Origin of the sequence: Halomonas sp. AOP43-A1-21 (assembly GCF_052376775.1) — a bacterium.
Taxonomy (GTDB): domain Bacteria; phylum Pseudomonadota; class Gammaproteobacteria; order Pseudomonadales; family Halomonadaceae; genus Vreelandella; species Vreelandella colorata.
In genome coordinates this window covers 186,425-208,999 of the sequence record NZ_JBQSWC010000002.1, presented here as the reverse complement: position 1 = coordinate 208,999, position 22,575 = coordinate 186,425, and the positions used below count along the sequence as shown (strand labels likewise).

At 56.4% G+C, this 22,575-nt stretch carries 21 protein-coding genes; 8 read left to right on the top strand and 13 right to left on the bottom strand.

The window, feature by feature from the left end:
• Window positions 1-84 precede the first annotated feature (84 nt).
• The 3 genes from rpoD to rpsU all read right to left on the bottom strand — a co-directional run bounded on the left by rpoD (window position 85) and on the right by rpsU (window position 4,394).
• The gene (gene rpoD, locus ACT3R7_RS02240; protein WP_192536987.1) at window positions 85-1,941 is read right to left on the bottom strand and encodes an RNA polymerase sigma factor RpoD; all 1,857 of its coding nucleotides are present in this window, start codon (window positions 1,939-1,941) and stop codon (window positions 85-87) included.
• Between the two features lie 223 nt (window positions 1,942-2,164).
• Window positions 2,165-4,003 (bottom strand): DNA primase, encoded by a 1,839-nt coding sequence (gene dnaG, locus ACT3R7_RS02235; RefSeq protein WP_193092510.1) that lies wholly within the window; start codon window positions 4,001-4,003, stop codon window positions 2,165-2,167.
• Between the two features lie 175 nt (window positions 4,004-4,178).
• Window positions 4,179-4,394: a 30S ribosomal protein S21 gene (gene rpsU / locus ACT3R7_RS02230; protein WP_008956349.1), complete on the bottom strand. Its 216-nt coding sequence runs from the start codon at window positions 4,392-4,394 to the stop codon at window positions 4,179-4,181.
• A 203-nt stretch (window positions 4,395-4,597) separates the two neighbouring features.
• Here rpsU and tsaD point away from each other — a divergent pair, with 203 nt between their 5' ends.
• A complete protein-coding gene (gene tsaD, locus ACT3R7_RS02225; RefSeq protein ID WP_193092511.1) occupies window positions 4,598-5,656 on the top strand; it encodes a tRNA (adenosine(37)-N6)-threonylcarbamoyltransferase complex transferase subunit TsaD in 1,059 nt (352 codons plus the stop codon).
• Here tsaD and plsY read toward each other — a convergent pair.
• Window positions 5,653-6,225, bottom strand: coding sequence for a glycerol-3-phosphate 1-O-acyltransferase PlsY (gene plsY, locus ACT3R7_RS02220; protein WP_193092512.1), 573 nt, complete (start codon window positions 6,223-6,225; stop codon window positions 5,653-5,655). The genes tsaD and plsY overlap by 4 nt on opposite strands.
• Window positions 6,226-6,303: 78 nt before the next feature.
• Here plsY and folB point away from each other — a divergent pair, with 78 nt between their 5' ends.
• Together folB and folK are read left to right on the top strand one after the other, a co-directional pair.
• Window positions 6,304-6,684 carry a dihydroneopterin aldolase gene (gene folB / locus ACT3R7_RS02215; RefSeq protein ID WP_193092513.1) on the top strand — a complete coding sequence of 127 codons (381 nt, stop codon included), beginning with the start codon at window positions 6,304-6,306 and terminating at the stop codon, window positions 6,682-6,684.
• Window positions 6,681-7,226, top strand: a complete 546-nt coding sequence (gene folK / locus ACT3R7_RS02210) for a 2-amino-4-hydroxy-6-hydroxymethyldihydropteridine diphosphokinase (protein WP_193092514.1) — start codon at window positions 6,681-6,683, stop codon at window positions 7,224-7,226. Before folB ends, folK begins: the two co-directional genes overlap by 4 nt.
• Before the next feature lie 18 nt (window positions 7,227-7,244).
• Here the strand turns inward: folK and ACT3R7_RS02205 are convergent, their stop codons facing one another.
• Both ACT3R7_RS02205 and ACT3R7_RS02200 read right to left on the bottom strand, forming a co-directional pair.
• A complete protein-coding gene (locus ACT3R7_RS02205; RefSeq protein ID WP_193092515.1) occupies window positions 7,245-8,369 on the bottom strand; it encodes a tRNA nucleotidyltransferase/poly(A) polymerase-related protein in 1,125 nt (374 codons plus the stop codon).
• A complete protein-coding gene (locus ACT3R7_RS02200; protein ID WP_193092516.1) occupies window positions 8,369-9,187 on the bottom strand; it encodes a symmetrical bis(5'-nucleosyl)-tetraphosphatase in 819 nt (272 codons plus the stop codon). The genes ACT3R7_RS02205 and ACT3R7_RS02200 overlap by 1 nt, the downstream gene beginning before the upstream one ends.
• 534 nt (window positions 9,188-9,721) lie before the next feature.
• On the opposite strand from ACT3R7_RS02200, the gene ACT3R7_RS02195 reads away from it, so the two are divergent.
• Window positions 9,722-11,167, top strand: coding sequence for a GMC oxidoreductase (locus ACT3R7_RS02195; RefSeq protein ID WP_193092517.1), 1,446 nt, complete (start codon window positions 9,722-9,724; stop codon window positions 11,165-11,167).
• A 21-nt stretch (window positions 11,168-11,188) separates the two neighbouring features.
• Here the strand turns inward: ACT3R7_RS02195 and apaG are convergent, their stop codons facing one another.
• The 5 genes from apaG to ACT3R7_RS02170 are packed head-to-tail and all read right to left on the bottom strand — an operon-like array spanning window position 11,189 to window position 16,997.
• Window positions 11,189-11,566, bottom strand: a complete 378-nt coding sequence (apaG, locus tag ACT3R7_RS02190) for a Co2+/Mg2+ efflux facilitator ApaG/CorD (RefSeq protein WP_018916442.1) — start codon at window positions 11,564-11,566, stop codon at window positions 11,189-11,191.
• On the bottom strand, window positions 11,563-12,393 hold the full coding sequence (rsmA, locus tag ACT3R7_RS02185) for a 16S rRNA (adenine(1518)-N(6)/adenine(1519)-N(6))-dimethyltransferase RsmA (RefSeq protein WP_193092518.1): 831 nt from the start codon (window positions 12,391-12,393) through the stop codon (window positions 11,563-11,565). Before rsmA ends, apaG begins: the two co-directional genes overlap by 4 nt.
• A 43-nt stretch (window positions 12,394-12,436) precedes the next feature.
• Window positions 12,437-13,489, bottom strand: coding sequence for a 4-hydroxythreonine-4-phosphate dehydrogenase PdxA (gene pdxA / locus ACT3R7_RS02180; RefSeq protein WP_193092519.1), 1,053 nt, complete (start codon window positions 13,487-13,489; stop codon window positions 12,437-12,439).
• The gene (locus tag ACT3R7_RS02175) at window positions 13,489-14,514 is read right to left on the bottom strand and encodes a peptidylprolyl isomerase (protein ID WP_193092520.1); all 1,026 of its coding nucleotides are present in this window, start codon (window positions 14,512-14,514) and stop codon (window positions 13,489-13,491) included. Before ACT3R7_RS02175 ends, pdxA begins: the two co-directional genes overlap by 1 nt.
• 35 nt (window positions 14,515-14,549) lie before the next feature.
• Window positions 14,550-16,997: an LPS-assembly protein LptD gene (locus tag ACT3R7_RS02170; protein WP_193092521.1), complete on the bottom strand. Its 2,448-nt coding sequence runs from the start codon at window positions 16,995-16,997 to the stop codon at window positions 14,550-14,552.
• A gap of 70 nt (window positions 16,998-17,067) precedes the next feature.
• Here ACT3R7_RS02170 and ACT3R7_RS02165 point away from each other — a divergent pair, with 70 nt between their 5' ends.
• The 4 genes from ACT3R7_RS02165 to speD all read left to right on the top strand — a co-directional run bounded on the left by ACT3R7_RS02165 (window position 17,068) and on the right by speD (window position 20,294).
• Window positions 17,068-18,078, top strand: a complete 1,011-nt coding sequence (locus tag ACT3R7_RS02165; protein WP_193092522.1) for an aminoglycoside phosphotransferase family protein — start codon at window positions 17,068-17,070, stop codon at window positions 18,076-18,078.
• On the top strand, window positions 18,075-18,734 hold the full coding sequence (gene murU / locus ACT3R7_RS02160; protein WP_193092523.1) for an N-acetylmuramate alpha-1-phosphate uridylyltransferase MurU: 660 nt from the start codon (window positions 18,075-18,077) through the stop codon (window positions 18,732-18,734). Before ACT3R7_RS02165 ends, murU begins: the two co-directional genes overlap by 4 nt.
• Window positions 18,735-18,841: 107 nt before the next feature.
• On the top strand, window positions 18,842-19,261 hold the full coding sequence (locus ACT3R7_RS02155) for an OsmC family protein (RefSeq protein WP_018916435.1): 420 nt from the start codon (window positions 18,842-18,844) through the stop codon (window positions 19,259-19,261).
• Between the two features lie 238 nt (window positions 19,262-19,499).
• Window positions 19,500-20,294: an adenosylmethionine decarboxylase gene (gene speD, locus ACT3R7_RS02150; RefSeq protein ID WP_018916434.1), complete on the top strand. Its 795-nt coding sequence runs from the start codon at window positions 19,500-19,502 to the stop codon at window positions 20,292-20,294.
• A 230-nt stretch (window positions 20,295-20,524) separates the two neighbouring features.
• Here the strand turns inward: speD and lpxL are convergent, their stop codons facing one another.
• A complete protein-coding gene (lpxL, locus tag ACT3R7_RS02145; protein ID WP_193092330.1) occupies window positions 20,525-21,439 on the bottom strand; it encodes an LpxL/LpxP family Kdo(2)-lipid IV(A) lauroyl/palmitoleoyl acyltransferase in 915 nt (304 codons plus the stop codon).
• A 9-nt stretch (window positions 21,440-21,448) separates the two neighbouring features.
• Window positions 21,449-22,549 (bottom strand): alanine racemase, encoded by a 1,101-nt coding sequence (alr, locus tag ACT3R7_RS02140; protein ID WP_193092329.1) that lies wholly within the window; start codon window positions 22,547-22,549, stop codon window positions 21,449-21,451.
• Window positions 22,550-22,575 lie beyond the last annotated feature (26 nt).

Sequence of the window (22,575 nt, the reverse complement as noted above, 5' to 3'; positions counted from 1 at the left end):
CTGCACGAAAAAGCCCGCCGTTCAAAGAACGGCGGGCTTTTGCTTTCCACGACTCACTACTTACTATTTACCACTCACGCGTCACTACTCATCCAGGAACGAGCGCAGCGGCTCAGAACGCGACGGATGGCGAAGCTTACGCAGGGCTTTGGCCTCAATCTGACGAATCCGTTCACGGGTTACATCAAACTGCTTGCCAACTTCTTCCAGCGTATGGTCGGTATTCATATCAATACCGAACCGCATGCGCAGTACTTTAGCTTCACGCGCTGTCAAGCCGCCAAGTACGTTGCGAGTCGCTTCGATAAGACCTTCGCCGGTGGCCATATCAATGGGCAGCAGCATCGTGCCGTCCTCGATAAAGTCTCCCAGATGCGAGTCGTCATCATCACCAATCGGCGTCTCCATGGAGATCGGCTCTTTGGCAATTTTAAGCACCTTGCGTACTTTGTCTTCCGGCATTTCCAGACGTTCGCCCAGCTCTTCCGGTGTCGGCTCGCGGCCCATTTCTTGCAGCATCTGGCGCGACACGCGGTTAAGCTTATTGATCGTCTCGATCATGTGCACCGGAATACGAATAGTCCGCGCCTGATCCGCAATCGAGCGGGTGATCGCCTGACGAATCCACCAGGTAGCATAAGTAGAGAACTTATAACCCCGACGGTATTCGAACTTATCCACGGCCTTCATCAACCCGATATTGCCTTCCTGAATCAGATCCAGGAACTGCAGCCCACGGTTGGTGTACTTCTTGGCAATCGAGATAACCAGACGCAGGTTAGCCTCAACCATCTCTTTCTTGGCGCGACGTGCTTTCGCCTCACCAATCGATAGTTTGCGATTCACCTCTTTCAAATCCGCCACGGTGAGCTGCACCATGTCTTCTTCGAAAGCGATTTTACGCTGCGAACGGGCGATATCAGAACGTAGTGGCTCAAGACGATCAGCGTACTTGGGCTGCGCTTCCTGGAAAGCATCCAACCATTTGGGGTTAGATTCGCTACCCGGGAACGACTTGATAAACGTCTTGCGCGGCACTTTGGCTTTTTTAACGCAAAGCTGCATGACCGCTTTTTCCTGGGCACGCACTTGCTCAACACTAATACGTACCTGACCTACCAGGCGCTCAAAGTGTTTCGGCACCAGCTTGATCGGCGAGAAAAGCTCAGCAAGACGTGTCTGCTCGGCTTTTAGCTCAGCGCTACCACGCCCATGCTTAGCAAGCGCCGCCTGGGCTAACGCGTTTTGCTCACGAATTTGCTCAAAGCGTGCCCGCGCCTCTTCCGGGTCCGGGCCACCTTCGCTGGCGTTGGAGTCTTCGTCATCCTCATCGCCATCGTCGTCACCGTCTTCGTCGTCGCTTAAGTCGGTGTCTACCTCAGGTTCAGGCACATCCGCTTCGGCAACGCCGGGAATACCTTCATCCGGGTCGATAAACCCTGAGAAGAGATCCGACAAACGACCAGGAGCTTCCTCATCCTGAGTGGCGTCGTAAGCATCCAGAATTGAGGCGACGGCACCTGGCAGGTAGGCCAGCGCCGACATCACTTCACGGGTGCCCTCTTCGATCCGCTTGGCAATTTCGATTTCGCCTTCACGGGTCAAGAGTTCTACTGTACCCATTTCACGCATATACATGCGTACAGGGTCTGTGGTGCGACCCACGTCGCTTTCCACGGCGGCGAGTGCCGCAACGGCCTCTTCCGCAGCGGACTCATCCGTGGAGTGATCCGACATCATCAAAGTGTCTTCATCAGGCGCTTCTTCAGCAACACGGATACCCATGTCGTTGATCATGCCAATGATGTCTTCCACTTGATCCGGGTCGGCGATATCCTCGGGTAGATGGTCGTTGACCTCGGCATAAGTCAGGTAACCCTGCTCTTTGCCGCGCGCGATCAACTCCTTCAGACGTGACTGCTGCTGCGCATTTCCAGCCATAGAAACCCTATCTCGACGAAGAAGAATGAAACACCTAGAGCGCTGAATCGATTAAACTCAACAAGCCGAACAGTATAGCGTAAATTGCTGTATTTTTTCCAGCGAAACGTATTTGCGCGGTCATTCAGGTGTGTTAGGTTGTTCGGTTAGGCCAGCACTTGGTGACTGACCCTATATCTGGTGTTGGCAAGGGCAAAATTCAACCCCCCGCTTTCAACACCGCTTAAAACCGCTGAGCCAATTCGACTACCAAACTGGCCAAGCGCTGACGCTGCTGCTTATCGAGCTTCTGCCCGGCACGTTCCTGAGCCAACAACGCCTCGTACTCTTCCTGGGGCGAACGTTTACGCTGCTTTTGCTGTAAATGCTCAATCAACCCCGTTAACTCTGCTTCTCGTGCGGCCTTGGGAATCAGCAGCTCCCGCTTGGCGAACGCTGCCAGGACCTGACCTTGCGGACTGCCCTGAAAATGCGCCAATACTACCTGCGGACTGCGATAACGCCCGGCCTGCAAAAGCGCGATCAAATCGCGACATAGCGGCGTATCATCATCTTCCGGCAACCAATCCAGGCTCTCGGGCACGGCTGACACAACGCTCGGTTCGTGAAGCAGCAGCTGTACAATGCGCCCCACCGGAGTAAGCACTTGGCTACGCGTCCGCGGCTTCGGCGGCTGAGGAGTTGCTTGACCTATATCCTCTTCAACCTCGGGTTCCGCGACGGGCTCCCAATATGCCTGCTCTTTGGGTGGCGCTGCGCGCTTTTCCAACAACGCTTGAAGCTGTTGTTGCGCCAAACCACTGCGCTTAGCCAAGGCTTCAAGCAGCAATGATTTGAGCATCCCGTCGGGCACTTTATTCAATGCTTCGAGTACCTGGCTCGCAAAACGTTCGCGCCCTTCCACCGTATTCAGGTCACGCCCTTGCGCGGCCTGCTCAAACAAAAACTCCGAAAGCGGCATCGCACAGGTTACGCGGTCTTTAAAAGCCTCGCTTCCCTCACGGCGTACCAGTGTATCGGGGTCATCGCCTTCCGGCAGAAACAGAAAACGCGCCTCGCGGCCATCAATCATCAACGGCAGCGCGGTTTCAAGCGCCCGGCTCGCAGCCTGACGGCCAGCCCGGTCACCGTCGAAACAGAACACCACCCGGCTAACCAGGCGAAACAGGCGGCTCAGATGATCCTCGGTCGTCGCGGTCCCCAAGGTAGCAACGGCGTTATGGATGCCGTACTGCGCTAGCGCAACGACATCCATATAGCCTTCGACCATAACCAATTGCTCAAGCTTGCTTGACGCTTGGCGCGCTTCATAAAGGCCATAAAGTTCACGCCCTTTATGGAACACCGGCGTTTCCGGCGAGTTGAGGTACTTAGGCTGCTCATCGCCCATCACTCGACCGCCAAACGCGATAGTACGCCCACGTAAATCACGAATCGGGAACATCACCCGGTCACGAAAGCGGTCGTAGGTACGCCCGGTATCTTCGCGATGAATCAGCAGGCCATACTCCACCTGCACAGGCTCTGAAATTTCGCGCTCGGTCAGATGCTGTTTAAGCGCCTCCCAACCGCCCGGCGCATAGCCTATGCCGTAAGTTTGAATCACCTCAGCAGAAAGCCCGCGATTCTCCAGATAGCGCTGGGCATTCTGCCCGTCGCGCATCTTTAGCCGCTCGCGATAAAAACTAGCGGCAAGTTCGAGCAGGTTAACGCCCTCTTTGCGCTTTTTTTCTCGCTGCTGGGCACGCGGGTCATCGGCGCCTTCACGCGGTACATCAAGCCCTAAACGCCCCGCCAACTGCTCGACTGCCTCAGGAAAAGGCAGCTTGTCATACTCCATCAGAAAGCGTAGCGCATTCCCGTGTACTCCACAGCCAAAGCAGTGATAGAACTGCTTGTCGGCACTCACGGTGAAAGACGGCGTTTTCTCCTGATGGAAAGGACAAAGACCCGAGTAATTCCGGCCAGCTTTTTTAAGCTGCACGCGCTCACCAACCACTTCCACCACGTCAACGCGGCCCAGAAGATCGTCAATAAAACGCTGTGGAATCTGGCCTGCCATGAAAGACGAGCATCCTCGCGCAGTGCGCTAAGCGCGTGTTTAACGTCATCAGGCGCTTTACCTAATCACCTTAAACAGCGCAAAAACCTGAAAAACAAACGGCCACCTAGTGGCGGCCGTTTGGCATCCCTCTTGAGACAACCAGCTAACTACTCTGGTTCTCCCCAGGTACGGATCAATAGAGCCGTTCGAAACGCTTTTGCTCACGCTGAACTTTCTTAGCGTGACGTTTTACGGCAGCTGCCGCTTTGCGTTTACGCTCAGCAGTCGGCTTCTCATAGTGCTCGCGGCGGCGTACTTCGGAAAGAACACCGGCTTTTTCGCAAGAACGCTTGAAGCGACGCAGGGCGACGTCAAACGGCTCGTTATCACGTACTTTTACAGAAGGCATTAAGCACTCACCTACCTTAAGGAGTCTTGAGTTCGATAGTACGTACAGCTTATAGCGCATCATTGCGGCTACAGTGTACGACCCAGTTTTACAGCGCACGATAGTTTAGTCGTGAATAGCCATCTTTGCAAATGCTTACGCTCTCCAAGAGGGACAGTGTTAGACTTGGGCGTTCTACCATTTTTTCAAAGAGTTTTCCCGTTATGCGCGTATTGGGCATTGAAACGTCTTGCGATGAGACCGGCGTCGCTGTGTATGACACTTCCCGTTCAGGCGGCGACGGCCTGCTGGCCGACGCGCTGTATAGCCAAATTGCCATGCATGCAGAGTACGGCGGCGTGGTACCTGAACTGGCGTCGAGAGACCATACGCGCAAGCTGCTACCGCTCATTGAGCAGGTATTAAAAGATGCCAACCTGACCCGACGCGATCTGGATGGCATCACCTATACCGCAGGCCCTGGTTTGGTGGGCGCCCTGATGGTGGGCGCAAGCACAGCTCACGGCATGGCGCGGGCGTTAGAGATCCCCGTACTGGGTGTCCATCATATGGAAGGCCACCTGCTCGCGCCGATGCTTGAAGATGATGCACCTGAGTTCCCTTTTGTGGCGTTACTGGTATCCGGCGGCCATACTCAGCTGGTAGAAGTTCAGGGCCTGGGGCGCTATGAACTCTTGGGCGAATCCGTGGACGACGCTGCGGGTGAAGCCTTTGATAAAGCCGCTAAAATGCTCGGGCTGGCTTACCCCGGCGGCCCTCTGGTCGCCAAGCTTGCCGAGCAGGGTGATCCCAAGCGGTTTCGCTTCCCCCGCCCGATGACCGACCGCCCCGGATTGGACTTCAGCTTTTCAGGCTTAAAAACGCATACGTTAACTGCGATCCGTCAACTGGAAAACGCCGGTGAGCTTGACCAACAGGCGCGTGCTGACGTAGCCCGCGCTTTTGAAGAAGCTGTGGTCGATACGCTGGTCATTAAATGCCGCCGGGCGCTGGATCAAACGGGGCTCAAACGTTTGGTGGTGGCGGGAGGCGTTAGTGCCAATCACCGGCTACGCGAACGTCTGGCGCTTGAATGTCAAAAACGTCAGGCTAAAGCCTATTATCCGCGTGGCCGCTTCTGTACGGACAATGGCGCCATGATTGCCTATGTCGGCGCACAACGGCTGGCCGCTGGCGAGCAGGATAATGATGGTATCATGCAGGCCACGCCGCGCTGGCCGCTGGATCGCCTAGCGCCACCCAAGGCACCTCTTAACGATTAGGGCTTTCGCAGGCGCGGCTCCTCGCCGTGCCTTAGCCTGCGAATATTAAGCCCGTGACGTAAAACCACTAACATACTCAAGCCACCCACCACGCTTATATAAGCAGGTGCCAGCCAGATACAGGCAAGGGGCGCCACCAGGGCACTAGCCAATGAAGCTATCGCGGCGGTTTTTAACCGCCATGCCAGCAGCCCCCACGTCATGGCACTTAGCAGGGCTACACCCGGCACCAGCACCAACAGCACGCCCAATGCACAAGCCACGGCCTTACCGCCTCGAAAGCCGTACCACACGGGATAGCTATGCCCGACGAGCACGGCCAACCCGATAAGCCCCTGCCAACTGACCGGCAATGCCAGCATTTTACTTGCCAGCACCACGGGCATGCCTTTCAACGCATCGAGAAACAGCGTGACGCCGGCCAAACGTGGCCCGTAAAGGCGCAGCACGTTGGAAAACCCAGGATTACCGGAGCCACAGCGGCGCGGATCACGCACGCCAGCCATCTGACAAACGCTAATTGCGGCCAGCCAGCTACCGCTCAAATAGCCGATTACTACCCATATCATGGCGCGGTTTCCATCTTACTGTCGTTTCGCCTCATCCTAACGTACAATCGCCGGCTTGTTGCCGCCGAGGAAAAGCTCGTGGATCGCATTTTGATCGAAGCGTTAAAAGTAGACACCGTTATTGGTGTGTACGATTGGGAGCGCACTATTCAACAGTCGCTGAGCTTGGATTTAACGCTGGCGACCGATATTCGCCCAGCCGCTGCCACCGATGACCTAAGTTTGACGTTGGACTATGCGGCCATTTGCCAGCGGATCCAACGCTTTGCCGATGCGCACCAATTTGCGCTGGTCGAAACCTTTGCAGAGCGCTTGGCGGAATGCTTACGCAGCGAGTTCGCCATTTCCTGGTTACGCTTAAGAGTGCGCAAACCCGGCGCAGTCCCCCAAGCCGCAAGCGTAGGCCTTGAGATTACCCGCGGCGAACAGCCGGAGGTCACCAAGGACGTTACCCTATGAGCCTGGTTACCGTTAGTTTAGGCAGTAATATAAAACCTGCGCACCACATACGTTCGTGCCTTGATGCCCTGTTTGACGCCTTTGGGCCTCTACAGGTATCACGGGTGTTTGAAAGTGAGCCGGTGGGGTTTAGCGACAAACACAATTTTTATAACCTGGTCGTTGCGTTTGAAAGCGACTGGACACCGCGCCAGCTAAAAGCGTGGGCCAAAAGCGTCGAGATCCTTCATGGCCGCAAGCCCGGCATGACTAAATATAGCGCCAAGGTGCTGGATATCGACCTATTAACCGTCGGCAGCATGTGCGGCGTTGTGAATGGCGTTTCTCTGCCCCGCGACGAAATTACCTATAATGCCTTTGTGCTACAGCCCCTGGCTGAGCTGCTTCCTAATGAACGCCACCCCGTTTGCCAGACGTCTTACGCGGCGCTTTGGCATAACTTCACGCTAGGCAGCCAACGCCTTTGGCCAATTGATTTCACCTGGGGTGGCGCCTGGATATCCCACGCAGACACCATGCCCCAAAGGGCGCTAGCCAGATAAGTTTGACTGACAGGCAGATTAGCCCAGAGCGTTAAACACCGCCCGCTGGCGCTGTTCGCGCAACGCTTTACCTAACGCCGCCCCTTTAAAGCCTTGAGCTATCAGCGTCTGAGGGCTTACATTGCGCGCGGCTTCCCAAGCAGCACTTAAGGGCGCCACGCTTGCGTGCGCAACAGCATCCACTAGCTGAAGCTGTGCTGTGACCTGCTCGGGCTTGCGCCAGCCATCCAAACGCTCCAGCCAGTGTAGTACGGCATCCGGCTCCAAAGGCGTTTTTAAAAGGTGTAAGCTCAAGGCCACATAGCGCGCCAGTTGAGCCACAGCGCTGGGTAAACGCAATCGCTTCGCCAACATCTCACGCTCAGCATCCTCCAGCACGCTGACGAGTAACGCGTAACGCCAGTGGGCGAGCGGCGTTTGGCTATCACTCGGGGCGCTGTGCATTGCCGCTAGCCCCTGCTCAAGCCTGCCATCAGTGAATGCTGGCCACCATACCGACAGCGCTTCGCACTGTGCTAGCGTCGTAAAGTAGGCCTGTGGGTCCGGCTCGCCCAGCGCCTTCTCGGTTTCCACCCACACTCGCTCAGCCGCCAGATGTTCAAGTTCACCGCTACGGCTCACCTGCGTCATCAGCGCCAGCGTTTCATCGGCGATACAAAACCCCAGCGGCTTATAGCGGGCTAAAAAGCGCGCCGTGCGTAGTACACGCAGCGGGTCCTCACTAAATGCCGGGGAAACATGCCGCAGCACGCGCTTTTCGATATCGCGCTGACCGTGAAAGGGATCAATAAGCGGCCCATCTACCCGCTGAGCAATCGCATTAACAGTGAGATCGCGGCGTAGCAAGTCTTCTTCCAAGGTGACATTAGGGCTTGCGTGTACCTCAAAGCCGGAATACCCGAAGCCGGACTTGCGCTCGGTACGCGCCAAGGCGTACTCCTCGGCGGTTTCAGGATGCAAAAATACCGGAAAATCTCGCCCCACTGGCTTGAAGCCCCGCTGGCGCATGGCCTCTGGCGACGCGCCGACCACGACCCAGTCGTTATCAAAAACAGGCCAGCCTAAAAGCGCATCACGCACGGCACCACCTACGCGGTACACGTCCAGCCCGGCAATACACGGATCGTTGGGATTCGCCGCCACTAGCGTTCTCCCTGCTGCTGGCTGGGTACACTGATCCGCTCGCCGGTGTCCAAGTCAAGCGCGGTTAACGTCCCTCCCCATACGCAGCCGGTATCCAGTGCCTCCACACGCACCTTGGCGTCAGGCGTTTTGCCTTCCAGGGCCGCCCAATGGCCGAACAGTAAATGCGGGTTATCGTCACGCGGGTACTGAAACCACGGTGCAAACCCTGGCGGAGCGCTTTCAAGCCCTTCTTTTGCCGCAAAGTCCAGCTGCCCCTGCGCATCGATAAAGCGCATTCGCGCCAGGGCATTGACTATAAAGCGCAGCCGATCCATTCCCTCAAGGTCTTCCCGCCAACGATCAGGCTGATTTCCAAACAGCTCGGTTAGAAAACGCCCCGACTGCTCGCTGGCCAAGGCCTGCTCGACTTCACGGCTATACGCCACCGCCTGCTCGACACGCCACTGGGGCAATAATCCGGCGTGGGTCATCAAGATATTGCCCTGCTGTACGGCGAGTGGCTGGCTTTGCAGCCAGTCAAGCATTGGCTCACGGTCGGGAGCGGTTAGAATCTCGCTGAGCGTATCGTGTCTTTTCTGCTTGCCACCGCCACGCGCCACCACTAACAGGTGAAAATCGTGATTACCCAGCACGCAGCGTACTGCCCCGCCTAGCGCCTGTGCTTCACGCAAGCACTCAAGCGAGCCGGGGCCGCGGTTAATCACATCCCCCACCAGCCACAGGGTATCTTGGTTGGGATTAAAATTGAGCTTCTCAAGCAACGCCATAAACTCGGCGTAGCAGCCATGCAGATCGCCAATCGCGTAGGTACTCATGCGCGGGGCCTTATGTTGAATAAAAAAAGAGTGCTGCAAAACAATATTGAAAATAACGAGTGTTGAAAAATAACCAGCATGAAAAATAACCGATATCGCACTAACCCAAACGTACGACTTATCAAAACGCACTACTCATCCAAACGTGCTACTCATTAAAACCTACTACTTATCGTACGTTAGCAGTATTCGCAAATTTGCTCTGGTGGGATGGGCAAATTTGCATCAATATAAATTGAGCGTCCGTAATGTAGGCGCGGTTACTTTTCAGAATGCTGCCTTTCATAACGCTTATAACACCTTGCAAAGTAAACCATCCAAGGCCAGGGACAATATAACGATTATGCTGCCTACTTATACACGGCGTCGGCTATTAAAAGCTGCGACGCTTGCCGGCATGGGTGTAGCGCTCGTGCCGGTTAGCACTCTGCTCCCGGCTGTCAGCGCACAGAACCGCCCGCCTGCATCATCCTCTCGTCATTCCCCAGACAGCATAATGGTTAACGGCTGGCTACTACGCGCGAGTGACCGCTAATGTACCTGCCTTTCGAAAAGCTCGCTGAGCTGGGCGATACAGTGGATGTGTGCATTATTGGCAGCGGGGCCGCCGGCGTATCGATTGGTGTGACACTTGCCCGCCAGGGGCACCGCATTCTGATGTGCGAAGGGGGCGATGAAGTATTTAGCGAACGCTCCCAGGATAGCTACCGTGGCGAGGTCGTCGGTGATGCATATCTCCCGCTTGAAGCCAGCCGACTGCGTCAGTTGGGCGGCTCGACGAACCATTGGGGTGGCGTGTGTCGCCCGCTTGACCCGTATGACTTCACTGCCAAATCCGCCGCTCCCGAGACCGCCTGGCCGATTAGCCATACGGAGCTTACGCCCTACTTTAGCGCCGCAGCTGATCTGCTTGATTTAGATCCCATCCCAGCGGATGAGCCCATTGAGTCGTCCGCGCTTAGCCGTATCTACTTCTCGCTGGGAGGCCCCACTCGCGTACAGCTGAAGTACGCCGATACGCTGAGTGAGTCAGAAAATCTGCTGTGCTGCTTAAACGCCAATCTCGTCGCACTGGAAACGACCGACGGCCGAGTTGCCAGCGCGACGCTTGCTAACTACCAGGACGAGCAGCACCAGGTTCGCGCCCGCTACTTCATTCTTGCTTGCGGGGGTATTGATAATGCCCGCTTACTGCTCTGGTGCAATCAACAGGCGGACGGCCAGTTGGTTCCGCAGGCCCAGACGCTGGGGCGCTACTGGATGGAGCATCCTCACGCAACGGTCGGTCAGGCGCTTATCTTTGAGCCGGAAGTGTTAGGGCTGGATGAGGCCTATAACGTTTTCCTATCCCCCAATGAGCAGGCACTCGCAAGCCGAGAGATACTCAACTGCGGTCTGCGTTTGCACCGCATGAATCCAGAGGCAACCCAGGCGCTAATCGATGAGCTTAGCCTGCAGGCGCCTTCTCTGGGGCAACGTATTGTCGAGTGGCAAGCCCAAGGGCGTGTGCTGCATGGTGCAATGTTAAGAGCCGCCTGGGAGCAGGAGCCGCGCTTTGAAAACCGCGTTGAGCTTAGCGATGAGCTTGATGCACTGGGCATTCCGCGTAGCCGACTGGTATGGCAACAGTCCGCGCTTGATCGGCATACTATTCGCGAAAGCTTGCTGTTGCTGGGCGAGTACCTGCTGGACACGGATATTGGCCGGGTACAGCTGGCGGACTGGCTTGCGGCACTGCCTGTCACGCTGCCCACCGACGGCGAGCTCGCGGGTCGCCATCATATGGGCGGTACGCGCATGAGCCATCACCCTGAGCAAGGTATCGTCAACGCCGATTGCCGCCTTTTTGCCCAAGACAATATGTACGTGGCAGGTTCCAGCGTGTTTGCCAGCGCCGGGCACGCCAACCCGACCCTGACGCTGGTTCAGCTTGCCCTTCGCTTATGCGATCACTTGAACCAGCGCTTAAACCAGGCATAACACTCAGCGTTAAAGCCGCGTTCAGTGCAGCTGGCGCGGCACGGCCAGACGAAAGGGTGCGATCGACACTTCAAACGCACGCTGGCTATAGGTATTGAGCAGCGTGTAGGCGCCTTCCATCACCCCAACCGGCGTTTGCAGAATGGCGCGGCTGGTATAGCGAAAGCGCTGACCGGGCCCGATAAGCGGCTGCTGGCCTACCACGCCTTTGCCGCGCACCTCCTGGCTATCGCCACCGCCTTGGGTGATTTTCCAGTAGCGGGCCATCAGCTGTACGCTGTGTGGGCTTTGATTATGCACGGTAACGGTGTAGCTGAAGACGTAGCGCGTCTCTACATCGCTAGACTCCGCCGCACAGTATTCCGGTGTCACGCTGACCTCAATGGCTAGACCACTCACCCGACATCACTCCCACCAGCGTTTAGCGCGTCATCCGCCGCGACGCGGTTGGCAATGGCCACATATTCGGCCACGGTTAGCGTTTGCGGGCGACGCACCGGATCAATCCCTAGTTCTTCCAGGGTTTCCGGGCTAACGCGGCCTTTGAAATTATTGCGCAGGGTTTTACGCCGCTGACCAAACGCAAGCTTTACCAGCTCAAAAAGTAGCGCTGGGTCATCGGCAACATGCGGTAAGGCAGCGTGGGGCGTGAGGCGCACAATGGCTGAGTCGACTTTCGGACGCGGAACAAAGGCCTCGGGCGGGACGATAAATAGCTGATCCACCTGGCAATAGTACTGCGCCATCACCGAAAGCCGTCCCCAATCGGTACCGCCCGGTTCAGCGGCGAGCCGTTCGACAACTTCTTTTTGCAGCATGAAGTGCATATCGGCGATGGCATTACCGGCGGTTAGCAAATGCACAATCAACGGCGTTGAAATGTTATAGGGCAAGTTGCCGACCACGCGCAGGGCCGGGCCATCGCCTTTAAGCGCGGCAAAATCAAATTTCAGCGCGTCGCCTTCATGGATAATAAAGTCAGGATAGTTGAAAAACTGCACCCGCAGACCGGGAATCAAATCGCGGTCCAGTTCAATCACCTCAAGCTTCCCGGCGGCCTCAAGCAACGGGGCGGTTAACGCGCCCTGCCCTGGCCCAATTTCAACCAGCCGGTCGCCTTCCCGCGGCCCAATAGAGCGCACAATACGCGAGATGATACCCAGGTCACGTAGAAAGTTTTGACCGAAGCGTTTGCGAGCACGGTGCTGCTGGGGCACTTGAGACATCTAACAGAGTTCCTTGGAGGTTTTTCAAACGTGAAGCATAAGACTAGCAGACAGCATTGATCCGCTGAGTGGCAAGGCGTCGTGCAAGCGAAAGCGCGATACGCAGACTACCGGGGTCGGCCACCCCCTTACCGGCCAGATCAAGCGCCGTGCCATGATCTACCGAAGTGCGCACTAACGGCAAGCCCAGGGTAATATTGGCCGCCTGACCAAAACCAGCGTACTTAAGTACTGCCAAGCCCTGGTCATGATACATCGCAAGCACGGCGTCCACACCCGCCAAATGGCGTGGGGTAAACAGGGTATCGGCGGGCAGTGGCCCTTCGATCTTAAGCCCATCCGCACGCAGGGCTTCAAGCGCTGGAATAATAGTGTCCAGCTCTTCACGGCCAAGATGGCCATCCTCGCCCGCATGAGGGTTTAAACCGCATACCGCAATACGTGGCGATGCGATGCCGAACTGGCGCTTGAGGTCAGCCGCCAGCAGGCGGCTAATACGCGTCACTCGATCAAAGGTAATCGCATCGGCGACGTGGCGCAGCGGCAGGTGCGTAGTCACCAAGGCAACGCGCAAATCACCGCTGCCCTGCCAATCAGGCGCCTGTGCATGAAGTGCCGCATCGGTTGCCAACATCATGACCACCTCATCGACGCCACAGGCATCGCGCAGCCACTCTGTATGCCCGGTAAAGTCTGGATAGCCGCCTTCGATAATGACGCCCTTATGCAGCGGCGCCGTAACGATAGCCGCCGCCAGGCCGGCCATACATGCGTTGACAGCCAGTTCGAGGGTTGCCAGCACGTACCCTGCGTTAGCCGGATTCAGTACTCCCGGCATCGCAGGCTCCTTGAGTGCGACCCGCCATACCGGAAGCTTGCCAGCCGTTGCCTTGACCGGCTCACCGGGGTGAGCTTCCACCAGCGTCACATCAAGCGCAAGCTCAGCCGCACGCTGGCGCAGCATATCTACATCGCCAATCGCCACGGTCTGCTCAGGCAGGTTGCCCTGCGATGCGAGCATCAGCACCAGTTCAGGCCCGATACCTGCGGGTTCCCCAGTAGTGATCAGCAGCGGCAGGCCAGTGGTTTGAGTCATTAGAGACGAATATCCACAAAGGCTTCCGAGCGAATTTCCTGCTGCCAGATTTGCAGCTCTTCATTGGCGCGGCGCTGGAAAATCGCCTGGCGAATCTGCTCGCGACGGCTCTCCTGGGTGACGTTCTGACGACGACGCTCTTCTACTTCGATGATGTGATAACCAAACTGAGAGCGTACGGGCTCAGAAATCTGGTTAACGTCAAGTGACTGCATCGCCTCTTCAAACGCCGGCACGGTTTGCCCAGGGCGTACCCAGCCAAGTTCGCCGCCGTTAAGAGCGCTGCCGCGATCATCGCTAAATTCACGTGCCACTGATGCAAAGTCAGCGCCTTGCTGCAGGCGCTGGCGAGCTTCCTGAGCGCGCGTGCGAGCCTGGTCTTCATTGCGTGTTGGTGTCAGCTCGACCAGGATGTGGCGCGCACGGATTTCTTCGACAAATGCCTGATCACTCGCCTGATTGCCCTGCTGCTCCAGCACACGCTGCACATCGCGGTCGCTTACCGATACGCGCTGACCTACCTGGCGCTGCTGCACTTGGCGCATCAGCATTTCACGACGAATGTCTTCGCGAACGTCGGCAAGCGTCATGCCTTCAGATTCCACCTCGTCAGCAAACTGCTCCAAGGTCATATCGTTGGATTCAGCAATCGTGCGTAGCTGACGGTTAAGCTCCGTATCATCAACGCTCAAGTTGCTGCGGCGGGCTAGCTGCATCTGGATTTCATCCATGATCATCCGCTCAAGCACTTGGGCTTCAAGCGCTGAGCGCGCCGGAAGCGAGCCGCCTTGCGCCTGAGCCTGCTGCTGTATTTGGGCAACCCGGCCATCGAGCTCGCTACGCATGATAACGCCTTCGTTCACCACGGCGACGACGCTATCGATCGGCTGGCGCTGGGTAGACGCAAAATCTTGCGCCTGTGATACAAGCGGCGTAACGAGCGCACCGGCACCAATGCAAAGGGCCATGACACCCGTGGCCGATACGATTTTTGCATGGGCTAGCAGCGTATTTCTGGTCTTCATAAAAGGTCTCTTTCAGTCGCCATTCAAGAACGTCATTACAAAGGCGTAGGACGGTAACCCGGAATGGTCCGTTCAAAATAGCTATCGGCCTGCTGGCCAACGCCACCTAAGCCACGGAATACAAAGCGTAAAAATAGCCCGCGATCGTTAAAATCATCCTCAACGCGTGCCGTATCGTTATCGTCTACCCACTCACGCCAGACAAGCTGCACACCATAGCAGCAGTCGTTCCACTGTACGCCGGCCATTTGTTCAAGCGAACGGTCATTGGTTTGATCGTGAAGGTAGCGGCCAATCAAATCAATCCTGGTGTTGGCTTTCCAAGCGAACGACAGATCCCACTCTTCGCGGTTGTAATTGCGAAAGCCGTCATCGCCAGGTACCGAATCTGGATCAAATCCTTCGATCTCCCAACGGTACCCAAGGTTCACTACATGACCTGCCGGGTGGCGATAATTGACGTCAACGCTTGAGCGCTCGGTCTGTTCGCGATGGTCATCGTAAAGCCACTCGTAGCCGGTACTCCAGCGGTCATTGATCTGCCAGTCCAGCCGGGTGACCAGCGGCGAGCGATCACGCGTGGCCTGATAGTAGCGCTGCGGGTTGACGTTAGGATCTTCTTCGGGACGCGCAGGCAGTGTGTCCGGGTCCCCTTCACTATCGATGCGGCGCTCGGCAAAGTAGACGCTTTGCCCAACCCCGAACGTCAAACGGTCCCGACCGCTGCTGTCCTCAATCAAGCGCGACTGCACGCCCAATGATACGCGGTTTAGATCGCCGACCCGGTCGGCCCCGGAAAACCGATGAGGTGACCACAGCTGATCCCAGGAGAACGCACGCTCACGGCTATCAAAATCGGGTAGCTGGGTCTGGTTGGTACGCGGCACATAGGCGTAGTTGAGACGCGGTTCCAGAGTTTGCCGATAATCACGGCTGCCCAACTCCAATTCGCGCTCAAACACCAGGCCACTGTCCACCGAGGTAACCGCTATGCTGCGGCTGGGGGTCGTACCCCGATCGGTTTCACGCTCGCCATAGTCTAGGTCGTATGCCGTATACCAAAGCTCGGTACGCGGCTCGACATATCCCCAGCTATTCTCGGCGCGCCAGCCAACGGCAGGCGTTAAGTGCAAACGGCTACCGGTCGCGGCTTCCTGTTCGGGTACGCGGCGCTCATCCACATCCCGCCAGAAATAAGTGACGTTGGAGCGCCATTCGCTATAAATTCCGCTACCCAGCTGCCAATTGGAATTGGCAGTTAAACTGGGCAGCCGATAAAACGGCTTATCGGTATCGCTAAGCGGGTCTTCAAGGCGCTGAAACCCCTGGGCACGGGCATCCAACTGCCAACGCTCGCCTTGATAATCGACCTGTGCAAGCCTTTCCATACTGACCCGGTCGCTATCCCCGAACTGGCCGCCGAAATCGTCAAAGTAGCGGCCATCACTGGCCGCGCCATAGCGCAAACGGTAGTTACTGCGGTTATTGATACGCCCGGCATGCTGCGCATCGATATACCAGCGATCTTCACCTGCAAAGCGGTTATCGCCGCTAGTACCGCCGTCATCGCCACTTAAGTAACCGCCCTCGACGGTGCCTGCACTCTCGGAAAACAGGTAGCGGTATTCACCGTTAAGCAACAAACCACGATCGGTCATCCAGCGCGGCGTAATGGTGGCATCGTGGTTAGGGGCAATATTCCAGTAAAACGGCTGGGCGTAATCAAAGCCATCCGATGAGAAACCGATCGCTGGCGCCAGCAGGCCCGTATGGCGATTATCATCAATTGGAAAGCGCAGCCACGGCCAGTAAAAGATAGGTACATCTTTGACTTCCAAGCGTGCATGCCGCGCGGTGCCGAAGCCTTTGGCCTGATCTAGCCGAATATCGCTGCTCACCAGCTGCCAGGTATTAGCACCGGGATCACACGACGTGAAGGAAGCATCGTGCAAGCGATACTGGGCTTCGCCCGTCTGCTCAAGCTGGCTTGCCTGACCACGCAAATGCTCTTCATACAGCACATAGTGGCTATTGTTTATAGTGGCCCGGTCTTCGTTGAGCATTAGGGTCGCACTATCGCCACGCAGTAGGGCCTGACCATCGCGCAGCGCCAGGTTTCCCTCGGCATCAACCTGCTCGCGGTTGGCAGGTAGAAAAATGCGCTCCGCTTCAAGCTCGGTGTTAGCGCGCCTTAATACCACATCGCCGCGTAGCAGTGCTTCACCGTCGGAGGCATAATCCGCCTCTTGCGTTTCAACCGACAGTGTCTCCGGGTCTTGCTCAGCGGGCAACCGGTAGCCGGGCATCACATAGCGCCCACGGCATAATTGTTGTGACGCTTCACCTTGCCCCCAGGCCTGCCAGTCGAGCGCTTCGGCGGGCAGCGTCTGATCCTGCGCCACCGCCGAAAACGAGGCGCCCGCGAGCAAACTGCCCATCAGCGTATGCGCAACCGGTAAAGTGCGCGAAAATCGCTTGCCCATGTTCGTTATCCTTGGCATCCAGAATAGGTATTATACAGCCCGCATGATGCCCGACCAGCAAGGAGCTTGCATGTCCTCTTCCCGGATAAATGCCCTCACCCGATGGGCCGCTGAACAAAATAGCCTGAATCAGGCCACTATTACTCTATCACCGGCGGGTGGCGACGCCAGTTTCCGGCGTTATTTTCGTCTAACGCTTCCTGGTGGCGACACACAGATTGTGATGGATGCGCCCCCAGCTCAAGAGGATTCTTCCTCTTTTGTAGCCATTGGCAACCGCTGGTATGCAGCAGGGCTGCCCGTGCCCAAAATTCATGCCGCCAATCTAGATGACGGTTTTTTACTGCTGGACGACTTGGGCAGCACGCCCATGCAAGACCTGTTTAGCGATGAAAATAGCGTGCTTAATTACCACGAAAAAGCGCTGGCACTGATTGCCGAGCTGCAGAATCGGGCCGGCCCCAGCGCACTGCCTGCCTATGATGCACCGCTACTCGCCCGCGAGCTCGATCTTTTTCCCGAATGGTGCTTGGGCAGCTGGCTGAAGCTACCCACTCCGCCCAGCTGGGAGCCACTGCGCTCGGCGCTTATTGAGCAAGCGCTTGTACAGCCCTTCGTGAGTGTACACCGCGACTTTGATGCCATGAACATTATGGTCAGTCACGACCGTCTGTATATGATTGATTTTCAGGACGCCGTGGCGGGCCCGATCAGCTATGACATCATTTCGTTATTGTGCGGCCGCTACTGGCGATTTACCAAACCTCAATTTACCCAGTTAGCCAACACTTTTTATGCTCAGGCACGCCACGACGGCCGCCTTCCCGGCTCGCTGACAGCGGCTACGTTTATAACCCAGTGCCACGCTATGGCGGCTCAGCGCTCGCTCAAGGTACTGGGGATCTTTTGCCGCCTGACCATACGCGATCATAAACAGGGCTACCTGGAACGCCTGCCGCACTTTCTAGATCACCTGGAAGACAGCCTAGCCGCGCTGCCCGAGCACACAGCGTTTGCCGAGTGGGTTAACAACACCCTGCGCCCCGCGATTACCCAACGCCTGGCGGAAAGCACACAATGAAAGCCATGATTTTAGCGGCCGGGCTAGGCAAGCGGATGCGCCCTTTAACCGATCACTGCCCAAAACCGTTACTGCCTGTGGCAGGTAAGCCGCTGATTGTTCACCACCTTGAGCGGCTTCAGCAGGCAGGCTTTAACGAGGTAGTGATCAACGTTAGCTACCGCGCAGAGCAGATCATTCAAGCGCTGGGCGATGGGCAAACTTACGGCCTACGCATTCACTGGAGCCAGGAATCTACGCCGCTTGAAACAGGCGGGGGTATTCAAAACGCCCTACCGCTGCTGGGCGACGCACCTTTTTTACTGGTCAACGGTGATATCTGGTGCGACTACCTGCCTGCCCAGGCCATGCTCAAAGGCGACGACCTGGCGCACCTCGTGCTGGTAGATAACCCTGCACATCATGTAGATGGCGACTTTGCCCTTGAGCATGGCCGCGCGTTGACTCACGGCACGCCGCGCTACACGTACGCAGGAGTGAGCATTATTCATCCTGCTTTACTGGCAGGCCACCCCCCCGGGGCATTTGCGTTGGCACCGCTGTTTAAACACGCCATGAACGAACAGCGCGTTAGCGGCGAGCATTTCACCGGGCACTGGGTGGATGTAGGCACACCTGAGCGCCTTGCAGCTCTGGAGCACTTTTTAAGCCTATAACCATCACCGATCAAAGAACGCCGGGGCGGGGATTCAAACAGTGCGCCCTGGCATAGAAATGTTATGCTGCGCGACTTACCTGTCGTTGCCTAGATGAGGAGAGCTACGTGAAAGCAAAGGTAAAATGGACAGATGGTCGTCAGTTTGTCGCCGAGTCAGGTAGCGGGCATAGCGTTATCATTGACGGCCCACCCGACCACGGCGGCCGCAATACGGGCCCGCGCCCTATGGAAATGCTGCTCATGGGCATGGGTAGCTGCACTGCGTTTGATATCCTGAATATTCTGGATAAAGCGCGCGCGGATGTCACCGACTGCGTTGCCGAACTCGACGCTGAGCGCGCTGACGAAGTGCCTGCGGTATTTACCAAAATTCATGTGCATTTCGTGGTCACTGGTCGGGCGCTAAAAGAGAAGCAGGTTGCACGCGCGGTAGAGCTTTCCGCAGAAAAATACTGCAGCGCTTCCATCATGCTGGTTAAAGGCGGTGTTGAGATCACTCATTCGTTTGAGATCAAAGAAGCTTGAGGCACGCGAGCAGCGTCCAGCGCCTGCCCTTACGGCCCGTCACGCCTGATAAGTTAAAAAAATGCATCCGTCGGATGCATAGCGCGTCAGGGCCGGGCATAATACGCCGGCTTGTATTACCCCCTACTGTCTTACCTACGCGTTTATATAAGCGGTGTTGCGAGGGTAGCAATAGGTACTTTTCGGTTCCGGCGCTGGCTCGTCGGGGTATTTTCATCTGCCATAGGGAGGTTCGGACATGACAGATAATCTCCGACTCCACGGGTTTAATAACCTGACAAGCTCGCTGAGCTTTAATATTTACGACATCTGTTATGCCAAAACCGAAGAGCAGCGTGCAGCTTATATCGACTATATCGATGAGCTTTACAATGCCGAACGGCTGACGCAGATCTTGAAAGATGTCACCAATATTATCGGTGCGCATGTGCTAAACATCGCCCGTCAGGATTATGAACCTCACGGAGCGAGCGTCACCATCCTCATTGCTGAGCATGAGCTTGATGAGGCCAATCCAGAGCAAACGGAACCAGGCCCGGGTCCTTTGCCTGAAACCGTGGTTGCCCACCTGGATAAAAGCCATGTCACCGTGCATAGCTACCCGGAGTCGCATCCCGATAACGGCATCAGTACGTTCCGCCTGGATATCGATGTTTCAACGTGTGGCCATATCAGCCCGTTGAAAGCGCTTAACTACCTGATCCACAGTTTTGATTCCGACATCGTGACCATGGACTACCGTGTGCGTGGTTTCACACGTGATGTGGATGGCAAAAAGCTGTTTATCGATCACAATATTGCGTCGATCCAGGACTACCTGGCAGAAGATACCAAGCAAGCGTATCAAATGATGGATGTGAACGTGTATCAAGACAACATGTTCCATACCAAGATGCTGCTCAAGGATTTCGAACTCGATAATTACCTGTTCGGCACTTCGCGTCGCGATATTACCTTTGAAGAGGCCCGCGACATCGAGAGCCGTCTGCGTAAAGAGATGCTGGAAATCTTCTACTCGCGCAACCTCGACTAATCGCCGAGTAGACGAAAAAAAGCCGACGCGAGTCGGCTTTTGCTGATAGTACCTGTCACAGGTAGCGGGGGTCTTTCGCCAAGGCCGGAAAACAGTTCCTGACATTTCCGGCATTTCCGCCATCCATGGCGGTCAGATGGCGAAAGTAGCGTACAAGGAGGTATTAACAGCGCCCCCGCACAGGGTTGCTCAAGCCCGCCTCTCGATTAGTGAGAGGCTTCATACAAGGGTTAATAGAACCCCTCTTCCCCTTCAGGACGGGTCTTGAAACGCCGGTGCAGCCACAGGTATTGTTCAGGGTGCTTGCGAATAGCCCGTTCAATAAACTGATTGATCCGGGTGGCATCTTCGACTTCATCGCTACTCGGGAAGTTTTCAAACGCAGGTAAGCACTCGATGGTATAGGTGCGGTTATCGGGATTGCGATGAAACATCAACGGCACCACCGGTGCCCCGGTCATCCGGGCGATTTTGGCCGTTAAGCGGATAGTCGCCGCCTGCTGACCAAACAGCGGTGCAAACACGCTGACATCGCGACCGAAATCCTGATCCGGCGAGTACCAGACAATATGTCCGGCCTTGATACGCCGCACTACCCCACGCAGGTCGTGCCGATCAATCGCCTGACCGAAAATGCGTGACCGAGCGCGGGTCATGAAGCGCTCAAAAAGTGGGTTATTGTGCGGTCGATAAACCACATCGGCGGGTAAGAACAGCGAATGCAGCGCCCCACCCAAATCCAGCGTAGAGAAGTGGATACCGACGACCAGCACGCCCTTTCCCTGCGCCTTGGCATGGGCCAGATGCTCCTGACCATGATAAGCCACCCGATGACGAAACCCTTCAACTTCGCGACACCAGCCAGTGGCCGTTTCGACCAGGCCGATACCGTTAGCAATAAAGGTATCTTTCACTAGTTTGCGCTGTTTATCGGCACTTTTTTCTGGAAAACACAGCGCCAGATTGGTGGCAGTAATATCACGCCGACGCTTGGCAAAGCGCCACGCGAGCAACCCGATGATCTTTCCCACCCAAAGTTTGACGCCCCAGGGCAACCAGGCGGCTACGTACATTGCGCCGATGGCAAGCCAGGTGCCCCAGTAGCGCGGATGGGCAAACGAACGTGGGTATTCTTTTTTCGACATACGTACCACCTACACTAAGGACTCTTGATAACGTCTGGGTACGCGTGGCAACACCCCGGTCAGCAAAGTATAACTTATCGTATCGCAATAGCTTGCCACCTCATCGACTGGCAGCAGTTCCCCTGTGCTTGCGGCCCCCCAAAGCACTACCTCACTGCCAATGCCAGCCTCTTTCAAATCGGTAACGTCGATGGTCAGCATGTCCATCGACACCTTACCGGCGATAGCGCAGCGCTGCCCATTGACCAGCACCGGCGTACCATCCACCGCGTGACGGTCATAGCCGTCGCCATAGCCTGCAGCAACAACGGCAATACGCGAACGACGCTTGGCGCGCCAGCGTCCCGCATAACCTACCTGCTCACCTTCATCCAGCTCACGTAGGGCAATAATTTCCGAGCGCAAACTCATCACCGGGCGTAACTGCCGGGTGATGTCGTTGGCAGCTTCCAGCGGGTCGCTGCCGTACAGCATAATGCCAGGGCGATTCCAGTCGCCATGCGCGGCAGGCCAGGCAAGCGTGGCGGGTGAATTAGCCAGGCATAAGGGCGCATCAAGCGCTTTTGCCAGCGCCTGTACGTGCTGCAGCTGCTGATTGAAATAGCGCCCGTCCCTGGCATCCGCCGTCGCGAAGTGGCTCATCAAGTGCAGCGCAGTCACTTGAGGCGCATCGACCAAACGCTGCCAGACAGCCTGAGTTTCATCTACATCAAACCCCAGCCGATGCATACCCGAGTCAACCTTCAACCAAACGGGAATCGGCTGGCTAGGCGAAAATGCCATCAGCGCTTCAACCTGCCACGCGCTATGCACGGCCGTCCACAATCCATAGCGGTCTACCAGCGGCAGCTCATCGGCACTAAAAATGCCTTCCAACAGCACGATGGGCTTATTGATACCGCCGTCACGCAAGGCAATGGCTTCTTCGATACACGCGACCGCAAAGGCCGGTACCAGGCTTTCAAGTGCGCGAGCGCACTCTACGGCACCGTGCCCATAGGCATCGGCCTTGATAACCGCTACAGAGCGACTTTGCGGTGCGCAGCGGCACGCTAACTGATAGTTATGACGCAGCGCGTCTAGATCAATATGGGCCACGAGCGGGCGCATCACGTATCTCGCTTATACATAATAAG